Here is an 11,432-nt window from a genome sequence, read left to right as displayed (position 1 = left end):
ATTATGGAATCCGGTTCAAACTTATTAAGGAATGGTTTATGTCGCTTGGGGGAAGGTAGCAGGCGGTGGCAGTGGCAAAAATCATCATCAAGAGCAAAGATGGACGCAATTATCTGGCGGATCCTGTTTGGGGTGCCCGGATTGCTCTCGCGCTCAAGATTCTGGTGATTCTGGCCGTGCTGCCGATTTTCCTGCTTTTCGTCTATTCCGTACCCTTTGTCCGCCCGATCTCGACCCTGATGGTCAAGGACTATGTTCTGTTTCAGGGCGTGGACCGGAGATGGGTCAGTATCGACGATATCGCGCCGGTTCTTGTCAATTCGGTAATGATGGCCGAGGACGGCCAGTTCTGCAGCCATGGCGGGGTGGACTGGCATCAGCTGGGGCTGGTTCTGGACGATACGGGCGAGGGTGGTCCGAGCCGCGGCGCTTCCACGATCACGATGCAGACCGTGAAGAACCTCTTCCTGTGGAATGGGCGCTCCTATGTCCGCAAGGGGCTCGAATTTCCGCTGGCGCTGGCTGCCGACGGTATTCTGTCCAAAAAGCGCATTATGGAAATCTATCTCAATATCGCCGAGTGGGGACCGGGCATTTACGGAATCGAGGCCGCAGCCCAGCATCATTTCAAGCGCCCGGCAGCAAAACTCAATGCACAGCAATCCGCGCTACTTGCCGTCACGCTGCCAAACCCGGCCTTGCGCAACCCCGCCAAGCCGACGCGCAACATGCAGCGCATTGCCCGGATCGTCGCCGGACGCGCCGCACGGTCAGGTCCCTATGTGGTTTGCGTGCAATAAATGCATGATACGAAAAAAAGATAAGACTCCCGCTGGTCAAATGCCGTTAGAGCGTGTATAGGCACGTGACTTTCCGGAATTTTGTCCGATGTGACAGGCTCTTCGGGGCCGTGCCGGACGTTTATTGACCGATCAGTGGAGCTGAATCCATGGCAGTACCAAAACGAAAAACGTCTCCGTCGAAGCGTGGCATGCGTCGTTCGGCTGACGCTCTCAAGGCCCCGACCTATGTCGAGGACAAGAACTCGGGCGAACTTCGTCGTCCGCATCATATCGATCTGAAGAGCGGTATGTATCGCGGCCGTCAGGTCCTCGAAGCCAAGGAATAAGTCTGACGCTGCATTGCAGCCGAAAGATGGTTTTCAAAAACGCCGTTTCCGGTTTCCGGAAGCGGCGTTTTCTTTTGTGCGGTCTTCTCTGCAAGCTGCATGAAAAAGGCCGCATAAAGCGGCCTTGATCGTGAGCTTTTGCTGAAAATCAGCCTGCGTCTGATGCAAAGCCTGCGCCTTCGATACCGGAAATGGCTGCAATTTCGTCATTGTCTGATGTATCACCGGAAATGCCGACGGCACCGAGGATTTCGCCGCCTGCATCCTTGATCAGAACGCCGCCCGGCACCGGCACGACCTTGCCGCCGGACACGCCCGACAAACCTTCCAGGAAGTGTGGACGGTCCTTGGCCTGATTGTGCAGCCAGCGCGAGCCCGTTCCGACGGCGAGTGCACCGAAAGCCTTGCCCGAGGCGATCTCGAAACGAAGGATCGAAGTTCCGTCCTGCCGCTGAAACGCTTTCAGGTTTCCGCCTGCGTCAAAGACGGAGACAGCCAGCGGCTTCAGTTTCAGCTCGGCTGCCTTGGCAAAGGCACCAGCAATAATCCCATTGGCTTGTTCGAGCGTCAGTGAAGTCATGAATATCTCCTATTTATAGCTAAATGCAATTTAGCGATCATGACCGGCAATGCACACTCCAATGCTGCTCGTCATGGGAAAAACACTTTATCGATTTTCATGAAGACGGTTGCGGGCACACGGCAAAGCTTGCCAAGGCCGGAATTTTGGTCTTTGTGTTGCGCAACATTTCAAGGAGGAAAGAATGTCCGACCAGAAAGCCATCGTCATTGCCAGCGCGGCGCGTACCGCAGTGGGCGCTTTCAACGGTGCGTTTGCCAATATCCCCGCACATGAATTGGGCGCGACGGTTATCAAAGGAGCGCTGGAACGCGCCGGTGTGGCGGCGACGGATGTGGACGAGGTTATTCTCGGACAGGTGTTGACGGCAGGCGAGGGCCAGAACCCTGCGCGGCAGGCGGCGATGGATGCCGGTTGCCCGAAAGAGACGACAGCCTTCTCGATCAACCAGCTATGCGGTTCCGGTTTGCGAGCGGTTGCGCTCGGCATGCAGCAGATTCTTTCCGGCGATGCCAAGATCATCGTGGCAGGCGGTCAGGAATCCATGTCCATGGCGCCGCATTGCGCGCATTTACGGTCCGGCGTGAAGATGGGCGACTTCAAGATGGTCGATACCATGCTGAAGGACGGCCTGATTGATGCCTTTCATGGCTATCATATGGGGATCACTGCCGAGAATATCGCCAGCCAGTGGCAGTTGACCCGCGCCGATCAGGACGAGTTCGCACTTGCTTCCCAGCAGAAGGCAGAGGCGGCACAGAATGCGGGCAGGTTCGAGGATGAAATTGTTCCGTTCACTGTAAAGGGTCGCAAGGGCGATATCGTCATTTCGGCGGATGAATATATCCGTCCCGGCACGACGATTGAGGCATTGACCAAGTTGAAGCCCGCTTTCGACAAGGAGGGGACGGTTACTGCAGGCAACGCATCCGGGATTAACGATGGTGCTGCGGCTGTCGTGCTGATGGATGCGGATGAAGCCACCAAGCGTGGTGTGAAGCCGCTTGCGCGCATCGTTTCCTGGGCAACGGCTGGCGTCGATCCTTCGATCATGGGAACAGGCCCGATTCCGGCGACGAAGAAGGCGCTGGAAAAGGCAGGCTGGAGCGTCGGCGATCTCGATCTGGTCGAAGCCAACGAAGCCTTTGCAGCACAGTCCTGTGCTGTTGTGCGTGATCTTGGTCTCAACCCCCATATCGTCAACGTCAATGGCGGAGCAATCGCGATCGGTCATCCGATCGGCGCATCAGGCGCACGCGTTCTGACGACGCTGCTTTACGAAATGCAGCGCCGCGATGCCAAGCGCGGTCTGGCGACACTTTGCATCGGCGGCGGCATGGGCGTTGCCTTGTGCGTCGAGCGCGACTGACCTTCTCCTTCACTGGAACAGAGGCGGACGGAGATTTGGCTCCGTCCGCCTTTTTGTTTCCGCAATGAGACGTTTGAAATCGCTGGCGTCGGTATGGTGGCTTTGTCAGAAAGTTAACGCGAAACCGATGAGACGGTGCTCAAAGTCTGTTTAATACTGGTTTTCTATGGCGCATTGCGATCACGGACTACCAGATGTGGTGAGAACAAACGGAGAAACTTTGCAGATCAGCGATTCGTCGCCGATTCGTTCCGGCTTTGGCCTGAAGGTTAACGAGAATCGAGTTTCCATCCGCTTCGGCATTAACGAACTATCAGTAATCATTAAGATTTTCTGAAGAATTGCATTGTAATCGGAACAGCCTGTTGACAGGTTTTGCCAAAAGTTAACGGCGGTGTTGTTCCGCGTCGGGAGAACGAGGAAAAGCGGAACATCCGATTCATTATGTTGTGGGGTTTTGTGTTAGGCTTACTATATGTTGCCGTGAACAAAAGGCGAAGCTCTCTGAGTCAGCGATTCGTCGCCGATTCGTTCCAGAGTCGTTCCAATCGTTAATCGACAAGTTATTGACCGGCTGCAGATCGGTCGCCGAAAGGTTGGCAACTCGTCCATACTGAAACTTAACAGGAGCGCTTTCGGTGCAGGTCGTATAGTGCTATCGCAAGAACCAGCATCCAGCCCGTGACGGGCGCTTGTACCGGGAATCCGATTATTGGCATGAACCAACTCCCTGCCCATGATTTGCCGCTGACCTTGAGTGGCCGCGATGTGACTGCGGTACTTGGGCCGACCAATACCGGCAAAACGCATCTGGCCATCGAACGCATGCTGTCGCATGGAAGCGGGATGATCGGCCTGCCGCTGCGCCTTCTGGCGCGCGAGGTCTATAACCGCGTGGTGGAACGGGTCGGGGCGGCCAATGTCGCGCTGGTCACGGGTGAGGAAAAGATCGTGCCGCCTGGCGCGCGCTATTCCGTCTGCACGGTCGAGGCCATGCCGCGCCGCACTGATGTGGCTTTTGTGGCTATCGATGAAGTGCAGCTCGCCGGTGATCTGGAACGCGGGCATATATTCACCGACCGCATCCTGCATTTGCGGGGACGGCAGGAGACGCTCCTGCTTGGCGCTGGGACGATGCGCGGCATTCTGGAAAAGCTCTTGCGCGGCATCAATGTGGTAACGCGTCCGCGCCTGTCGCATCTGGCCTATGCTGGGGCCAAGAAGATTACCCGCCTGCCGAACCGTTCCGCCATTGTCGCCTTTTCTGCCGACGAGGTTTATGCGATTGCTGAACTGATCCGCCGCCAGCGCGGTGGTGCTGCGGTGGTCATGGGCGCGCTCAGTCCGCGCACGCGCAATGCGCAGGTAGAGCTTTACCAGTCGGGTGACGTCGATTTTCTGGTGGCGACCGATGCCATCGGCATGGGGCTCAATCTGGATGTTGACCATGTCGCCTTTGCGCAGAACCGCAAATTCGACGGTTATCAGTTCCGCGATCTGACGCCTGCCGAAGTTGGGCAGATAGCCGGGCGCGCTGGACGTCATCTGCGTGACGGCACATTCGGTGTGACCGGGCAGGTGCATCCATTCGACGAAGAACTGGTCGAACGGGTGGAAGCGCATAATTTCGATCCGGTGAAAGTTCTGCAGTGGCGCACGGCCCGTTTCGACTTTTCATCGCTCGATTCTCTGCGGTATTCTCTGGAAACGCCCGCACCGATTGAAGGATTGGCCAAGGCTTTGCCTGCCGTTGATCAACAAGCGCTTGAAAATTTGTCGAAAGACGAAGAGATTGTGCGGCTCGCCAAGACACCGGCACGCATCGAGCTTTTGTGGGACGCCTGCGCGCTGCCCGATTATCGCAAGATCGCGCCGGCGCAGCATGCCGATATCATTGCAACCATCTACCAGGATCTTGTCCGCCGAGGGAGCGTCGATGAAGATTATATGAGCGAACAGGTGCGCCGCGCCGATAGCACAGAGGGGGAAATTGACACCCTGTCGCATCGTGTGGCGCAAATTCGAACCTGGACTTTTGTGTCGCACAGGCCGGGATGGCTTGCCGATCCGACACACTGGCAGGAAAAGACGCGCGAAATTGAGGACAGATTGTCCGACGCGCTGCATGAAAGGTTGACGAAACGCTTTGTAGACCGCAGGACAAGCGTGCTTATGAGGCGCCTGAGAGAGAATGCCATGCTTGAAGCAGAAATCAGCCCGGCCGGAGACGTGATTGTCGAAGGCCACAATGTCGGGCAACTGGAAGGATTCCGTTTTACCGCTGACGTTCAGGCCGAGGGGCCGGACGCCAAGGCGGTGAAGTCGGCTGCACAAAAGGCGCTGGCCGCCGAGTTCGAACGTCGCGCGGAGCGCTTTGCTGCCGCGCCGAATGGCGATTTCGCGCTGGGCTCGGACGGCGTTATGCGCTGGGTTGGTGCAACGGTCGCAACGCTGGTTGCGGGTGATGACCTGCTGAAGCCGCGCGCGGTGATCCTGGCCGACGAACAGCTTACCGGAGCAGCACGCGACAAGGTCGCCGCGCGTATCGAACGGTTCGTCGCTCATCATATCGAAACCATTCTGAAGCCGCTCACCGATCTGGCTGCCGCCGATGCTCTGACCGGCATGACACGCGGCCTTGCTTTCCAGATCGTCGAGAATCTCGGCATTCTCCCGCGCCGCGATGTGGCAGAGGAAGTGCGCGGGCTCGATCAGGATTCGCGTGCGGCGCTCCGTCGTCTCGGCGTGCGTTTCGGTGCCTATCACGTCTTCATGCCCATGCTGCTGAAACCCGCTCCGGCTGGCCTCATCACGCTGCTCTGGGCGCTGAAGAACGATGGCCGCGAACGTGCCGGTTATGGCGATGTCGTGAACGTGCTGGCCGCTGGTCGCACTTCGGTCGTCGTCGATCCGGCTTTCGATCCGATGTTCTACCGTCTGGCAGGCTATCGTGTGCTGGGCCGTCGCGCTGTGCGCATCGATATTCTGGAACGTCTTGCCGATCTCATTCGCCCGGCGCTTGCCTGGCGACCGGGTTCCGGTGCGCGTCCGGATGGCGCTTATGACGGCGGACGTTTTATCGTCACGCCTGCCATGATGTCGATTCTCGGCGCGACGACCGACGACATGGAAGAAATCCTGAAGAGCCTCGGCTATCGTCACGAGGCTATGGAAGCCGCTGCGGTCACGGCGAAGCTTGCAGAACTGGATGCTTTCGCGGCTGAAGCTGCAGCCAAGGAAATTGGCGCTTCGCCGGTCGCAGAGGCTGAGAAACCTGCTGTGCCAGCGGCTGAACCTGTGCCAGCACCGGTTGTTGTCGCCGAGACGGAAACTGAAGCCAAAACGGAAGAAGCTCCGGTGGCTGCAGAAGCCGCACCGGTAGGTGAAACCGCAGAAGCGGCAGCTGAAGAGCCAAAGCCTGTTCTTCTGTGGCGTCAGGGTCGTTTCGAAGGCCGCAACCGCAATCAGGACCAGAACCGTCAGCGTCAAAATCGCGGCAACCAGAATCGCGGTCATCAGAACCGTGATCAGGGCGGTGAAGCACGCAAGTCTGAAGGTGGTGCAGACCAGCAGGCGCGTAATGATCGCGGTGGCAAGCGCTTCGACAAGCAAAAGCGTCATGACGGCGAAGGCAAGCGCGAAGGCTCCAAGGGTGACTTCCGTGGTGGCAATCAGCGTCAGCCGAAGCGCGATCACGGCCATCAGGGCGGCAAGCGCGTCGAGCAGGAACGTCCTGCACGTATCGATCCCGATTCGCCTTTCGCCAAGCTTCTGGCTCTGAAAGAACAGATGAAGAAGTAAAATGACTGTAGATGCGGGCGCAAGACAGCGAATCGACAAGTGGCTGTTCTTCGCGCGCGTGGTCAAATCAAGATCGCTGGCGGCGAAACTCGCCGTCGGCGGCAAGGTCCGGGTCAACCGTGACAAGATCGAGCAGGCGGCTCATCAGGTGAAGGTTGGCGATGTGCTGACCATTACCCTCGACCGACGCATCCTCGTTTACAAGATACTCGCTCCGGGGGAGCGTCGTGGTCCGGCGCCCGAAGCCCAACTGCTTTATGAAGATCTTACGCCTCCACCTGCATCCACTTCTACGATATCGTCGGAGGCCGTAGCGCCGCAGCGCGAAAGCGGAGCCGGGCGCCCGACCAAGAAAGAACGTCGCGAAACGGATCGTTTACGCGGAAGCTGACACGGACGCGTTGCCGCAGGCTCGTTACGGCAGTGATGGAAATTGCGCATCAAACCGTTCTGGCGAAAGCGTTTTCCAAGCAAAAGCCGTCAAACGAAATGCTGTTTCAGATGTGCGTTACTTCGTGACATTGCGGCGTTTGTACCCTTGTCATGGCAGGATAAAATCGTTACCTCACGCATTGTCATAAAAGGGCATGGGCTGAGGCTAGTGGTCTGATTCCGACATTTGCGTCCCACTGATACAGACGTTGAGCAAATGTCGGAAGCTAAAAGACCACTAATAAACCCATGGATCTAGTGGATTTTTCGAATTTGACGTTTGAAATGAGATTGATGTCGGACGGGTATCAAACGTCAAATTCAATCCACTAGCAACCATTTCCGTGCACAGTGACTTCGTGGCGAGATATTCCAAAGCCCCGAGCCGATTGTCGGCTTGCCGGAGTATCGGCGCAAAGCTGTAGGATAGATAAGCCGCCTGTTCTGGAATTCGGGCGGCAACAGGAGTTCGACGATGACGTATGTCGTGACCGATAATTGCATTCGCTGCAAATATACGGACTGCGTCGAGGTCTGTCCGGTCGATTGCTTCTACGAAGGCGAAAACATGCTCGTCATCAATCCCGACGAGTGCATCGACTGTGGCGTATGTGAACCGGAATGCCCTGCCGAGGCGATCAGCCCCGACACCGAGCCGGGCCTCGACAAGTGGTTGGAATTGAATACGGAATATGCGGCAAAATGGCCCAATATTACCGCGAAGAAGGATGCCCTGCCGGAAGCCAAGGAAATGGACGGTGTGGCTGGCAAACTGGAGAAGTATTTCTCCGCCGAGCCTGGTAGCGGTGACTAATACCCGGCCAGCATTGCGGGTACTGCTTGCAGGCTGTTGCGAGCTGGACGGTATTGTATAAGTATGTCTTCGTTCCGGAAGACTTTGCGCTCCAGGAACGTGTACGTTCAGCCTGGCAAGACTGCCAGGTTGTCCGACATTACAGGAATGCAGGATTTATCACTTGCTTTTTCTGCAATGCATCGGCAAAAGACGAATGAAATCACGGGAAAACGCTCATATTTTAGGCGTGTTGCATTGCCAGATACGACATATTTGGCAATTTGTTGATTCTTTCGCGAAATTGTGTTAGGTTGCTCCAATAATTTCGGTGACTGGACGTCAATTCGTGGCGCTATGCGTTAATCTCTGAAAGGGCTGATCTTTAGTACCGGGCTGATGGCACCGGGGAAGATGATTGCGATTTGGCGTCGTCCCCCTCACCGTACACCCGGTCGGCTAGATTTGCCGTCAGATACGTTTTCAGTTCCAAGCCGACAAACAACTTCCGTGCTTCATTTCTCCGGAGCGCGGTCGAACATCATGTGTCAACCGGCGGGTCGCGCCGGGCACAACAGGGAGTAATGAAGCGTATGTCATCCCAGCAGAAAAAGTCTCCAGTAGCGCGTGGCGGTTTCAAGGCCGGTGAGGCCATCGTGTATCCGGCTCATGGCGTTGGTCAGATCGTCACTATCGAAGAGCAGGAAGTGGCAGGCCACAAGCTCGAGCTTTTCGTAATCGATTTCGAAAAAGACAAGATGCGCCTGAAGGTGCCGGTTGCCAAAGCCGCTTCCATCGGTATGCGCAAGCTGTCGGAGACCGACTATGTTGAACGTGCACTCAAGGTCGTACAGGGCCGCGCACGTGTGAAGCGTACCATGTGGTCGCGCCGCGCCCAGGAATATGATGCAAAGATCAATTCCGGCGATCTGATCTCGATCTCGGAAGTCGTTCGCGATCTTTTCCGCGCTGAGAACCAGCCGGAACAGTCTTATTCGGAACGCCAGCTCTATGAAGCTGCCCTTGATCGTATGGCGCGCGAAATCGCTGCCGTGAACAAGCTTTCGGAAACCGAAGCTGTTCGTCTGATCGAAGCGAATCTCGCCAAGGGACCGAAGCGCGGCAAAGCCGACGCTGAAGCGGACCTCGATGACGATGAAGTTGAAGCGGCATAAGCAGCTTTACTTCTCTTTCTTTCAAAAAGGCCCGGCATTATAGCCGGGCTTTTTTTCTCCATTGAGAAGAGTTCGCCTGCGTCATTCTCCGTGTGATGGAAAGCAGATTGCTTCAAAATGCATCGCGTCGAGCGGCTGGCCGACTTGCTCGATCTGTTGGATCAGCGCTCATGAGTTGTTTGCCCTTGTATGTCTGGGGATGTCGGTGTCTGACCTGCTAAGATATTGTTTGGCCATTCAATAGCCCCACAAATCCCTGTATTGCCCTTCGCACGTGATCGCATAGCAGGCGGACGCGCCTTGTTTGTCGGGTATCGCTATGGGTCAGTAGCCAGATATCGCCTACACAGGAACTGGCAGTTCCGGGTACGCGGATGAGTTTCGGTTCGCTATCGCCAAGAAAGCATGGGAGAAACGAGATGCCCATCCCAGCCCGCGTTGCTTGAAACTGTGATCCTATCTCCGCAAAGCGGACCGGATTGGCAGCCATTTTAATCCCGGTCGCTGACTCCCAATCTGATGGGGCATTTTCGTTTGGTCCCAGCAACCAGGTTGCGGAAGCTGGTGACGGTTGTGTCATCAGATTTCGATGAATGTAGAATGCCATATGGAATTGGCAGAGTCTTGTTCCGTATAAATTGTCGGGTGGCGTCTTCCCGCCAACGACCACACGCAAAGCGACATCAGCTTCGCGGTTGACGAGATTAATCATTGACGTCGAGCCCACGATTTCCAGCCCAATGTCTGGATAGGCGGCCTTGAAATCTGCGAGGGATGGCATCAGCAGGTCAGTCGCCATTGAAATCGGGAGCGTGAACCTCAGAGGCCCGGAGACACGCTGATCGCGCCCAAAAATCCGAGCCTCGATCTGGGATGAGGCTGTCGCCATCTGTCCTGCGAGTTCAACAATGTCGCTTCCCGCATCCGTAAGCCGGTATCCGGATGCCAGCCTGTCGAACAGTTTTGTTTCCAGTGTTTCTTCCAGCCGACTGATACCACGTATGATCGTGGCATGATTGACGTCCAACGCATCTGCTGCAGCGCGAACCGTGCCGCCCTGAGCGACCGCGAGAAACATGCGAACCTCATTCCAGTGATCCATGGTGCGTTTTCTCACGAGGGTTGTGCGTTTATCTTCAGTTTAAACCTCCACGGGTTCGTCATATCTAGCTGTCAGGCAGGGTATGCGCAATATCGCGCATGGACCTGCGGCTCCCTGTCGTTCAACGAACCCAAGCGAGGATTTCATGGGTAAGCTCGTTTCCAAAGTCGCCGTTGTCACAGGTGGTTCCAGCGGTATTGGATTTGCCATCGCACAGCGCTTTATCAAGGAAGGCGCGACTGTCTATATTGCTGGTCGTCGCAAGGCGGAACTTGAAGCCGCCGTAAATAAGCTGGGACGAGGTGCTACGGCAATTCAGGCCGACATATCCGATCTGGGTAGCTTGGATCGGCTATTTGAAACAGTCCAGAACGAGGAGGGTGGTCTCGATATTCTTGTCGCCAATGCCGGCGTTGTGGAATTGAGTTCGATCCGCGATGCTTCGGAAGATCACTTCGACAAGATGTTCGATATCAATGTGAAAGGTACATACTTCACCGTCCAGGGAGCTCTTCCCGTGATGCGTGACGGCGGTTCGATCATTCTTCTTTCTACATGTATGACAAGCAAGGGAACGCCGGGCTACAGCGTCTATAATGCTACGAAGGCGGCTGTGCGATCTCTCGCGCGTTCGGCGGCGGCGGAACTACTTGCAAACAAGATAAGGGTGAACACGCTAAGCCCTGGGCCGATAGACACTCCCATTATTGAGTCGCAGGTCACAACACCGGAGGAAGCAGCGGCGTATCGCACGAACAGTGCCGCTTATGTGCCGCTGGGACGTCTGGGACGCCCGGAAGAGCTGGCATCTGCAGCCCTTTTCCTTGCATCGGACGAAAGCAGCTTCTCGACGGGAACAGACCTTGTCGTCGACGGAGGGTTGACGCAGATCTAAATGAGATCTGACAAGTGGCCCGCTCTTTGAGTGGGCCACTTAGTTAAAATTCTATTGAATTTTGCAGCCAGTCATTAACCTTCCTAGTCATCTTCCTGCATTGTCAGAGATTTATCCTTGCTTGGTGGGAACCTGATCGCAGCTGACGCGTTCTCC

At 56.1% G+C, this 11,432-nt stretch carries 10 protein-coding genes; 8 read left to right on the top strand and 2 right to left on the bottom strand.

Going from position 1 to position 11,432, the window contains the following annotated elements:
• Positions 1-71: 71 nt before the first annotated feature.
• Positions 72-800, top strand: a complete 729-nt coding sequence (mtgA, locus tag KWJ32_RS19165) for a monofunctional biosynthetic peptidoglycan transglycosylase (protein WP_029376280.1) — start codon at positions 72-74, stop codon at positions 798-800.
• A gap of 149 nt (positions 801-949) precedes the next feature.
• On the top strand, positions 950-1,129 hold the full coding sequence (rpmF, locus tag KWJ32_RS19160; protein WP_006467787.1) for a 50S ribosomal protein L32: 180 nt from the start codon (positions 950-952) through the stop codon (positions 1,127-1,129).
• A 148-nt stretch (positions 1,130-1,277) separates the two neighbouring features.
• Here rpmF and KWJ32_RS19155 read toward each other — a convergent pair whose 3' ends face one another.
• Complete coding sequence (locus tag KWJ32_RS19155) at positions 1,278-1,709, bottom strand: heme-binding protein (RefSeq protein WP_012091278.1); 432 nt, start codon at positions 1,707-1,709, stop codon at positions 1,278-1,280.
• 184 nt (positions 1,710-1,893) lie between these two features.
• Between KWJ32_RS19155 and KWJ32_RS19150 the strand changes: the two genes are divergently transcribed.
• From KWJ32_RS19150 to KWJ32_RS19130, 5 genes are all read left to right on the top strand, one after another.
• Positions 1,894-3,078, top strand: coding sequence for an acetyl-CoA C-acetyltransferase (locus KWJ32_RS19150; RefSeq protein WP_012091279.1), 1,185 nt, complete (start codon positions 1,894-1,896; stop codon positions 3,076-3,078).
• A gap of 717 nt (positions 3,079-3,795) precedes the next feature.
• Complete coding sequence (locus tag KWJ32_RS19145; RefSeq protein ID WP_151610316.1) at positions 3,796-6,879, top strand: helicase-related protein; 3,084 nt, start codon at positions 3,796-3,798, stop codon at positions 6,877-6,879.
• A gap of 1 nt (position 6,880) precedes the next feature.
• Complete coding sequence (locus tag KWJ32_RS19140; RefSeq protein ID WP_151610315.1) at positions 6,881-7,270, top strand: RNA-binding S4 domain-containing protein; 390 nt, start codon at positions 6,881-6,883, stop codon at positions 7,268-7,270.
• A 516-nt stretch (positions 7,271-7,786) separates the two neighbouring features.
• Positions 7,787-8,125: a ferredoxin FdxA gene (gene fdxA / locus KWJ32_RS19135; protein ID WP_006467781.1), complete on the top strand. Its 339-nt coding sequence runs from the start codon at positions 7,787-7,789 to the stop codon at positions 8,123-8,125.
• A gap of 572 nt (positions 8,126-8,697) precedes the next feature.
• The gene (locus tag KWJ32_RS19130) at positions 8,698-9,279 is read left to right on the top strand and encodes a CarD family transcriptional regulator (protein WP_006471273.1); all 582 of its coding nucleotides are present in this window, start codon (positions 8,698-8,700) and stop codon (positions 9,277-9,279) included.
• 217 nt (positions 9,280-9,496) lie between these two features.
• Here the strand turns inward: KWJ32_RS19130 and KWJ32_RS19125 are convergent, their stop codons facing one another.
• On the bottom strand, positions 9,497-10,381 hold the full coding sequence (locus KWJ32_RS19125; RefSeq protein WP_094514203.1) for a LysR family transcriptional regulator: 885 nt from the start codon (positions 10,379-10,381) through the stop codon (positions 9,497-9,499).
• Positions 10,382-10,526: 145 nt separating this feature from the next.
• On the opposite strand from KWJ32_RS19125, the gene KWJ32_RS19120 reads away from it, so the two are divergent.
• Positions 10,527-11,276: a glucose 1-dehydrogenase gene (locus KWJ32_RS19120; RefSeq protein ID WP_010661437.1), complete on the top strand. Its 750-nt coding sequence runs from the start codon at positions 10,527-10,529 to the stop codon at positions 11,274-11,276.
• Positions 11,277-11,432: the final 156 nt, after the last annotated feature.

The organism is Ochrobactrum sp. BTU2 (assembly GCF_024539785.1).
Lineage (GTDB): Bacteria > Pseudomonadota > Alphaproteobacteria > Rhizobiales > Rhizobiaceae > Brucella > Brucella anthropi.
The sequence above is the reverse complement of the archived record's forward strand: the minus strand, read 5'-3'. Positions and strand labels throughout refer to the sequence as shown.

Bases quoted from the DNA above. Each gene is read 5' to 3' on its own strand.
- fdxA (WP_006467781.1), top strand. From the start codon at position 7,787: ATGACGTATGTCGTGACCGATAATTGCATTCGCTGCAAATATACGGAC.
- KWJ32_RS19120 (WP_010661437.1), top strand. From the start codon at position 10,527: ATGGGTAAGCTCGTTTCCAAAGTCGCCGTTGTCACAGGTGGTTCCAGC.
- KWJ32_RS19130 (WP_006471273.1), top strand. From the start codon at position 8,698: ATGTCATCCCAGCAGAAAAAGTCTCCAGTAGCGCGTGGCGGTTTCAAG.
- KWJ32_RS19145 (WP_151610316.1), top strand. From the start codon at position 3,796: ATGAACCAACTCCCTGCCCATGATTTGCCGCTGACCTTGAGTGGCCGC.
- KWJ32_RS19155 (WP_012091278.1), bottom strand. From the start codon at position 1,709: ATGACTTCACTGACGCTCGAACAAGCCAATGGGATTATTGCTGGTGCC.
- KWJ32_RS19125 (WP_094514203.1), bottom strand. From the start codon at position 10,381: ATGGATCACTGGAATGAGGTTCGCATGTTTCTCGCGGTCGCTCAGGGC.
- KWJ32_RS19140 (WP_151610315.1), top strand. From the start codon at position 6,881: ATGACTGTAGATGCGGGCGCAAGACAGCGAATCGACAAGTGGCTGTTC.
- rpmF (WP_006467787.1), top strand. From the start codon at position 950: ATGGCAGTACCAAAACGAAAAACGTCTCCGTCGAAGCGTGGCATGCGT.
- KWJ32_RS19150 (WP_012091279.1), top strand. From the start codon at position 1,894: ATGTCCGACCAGAAAGCCATCGTCATTGCCAGCGCGGCGCGTACCGCA.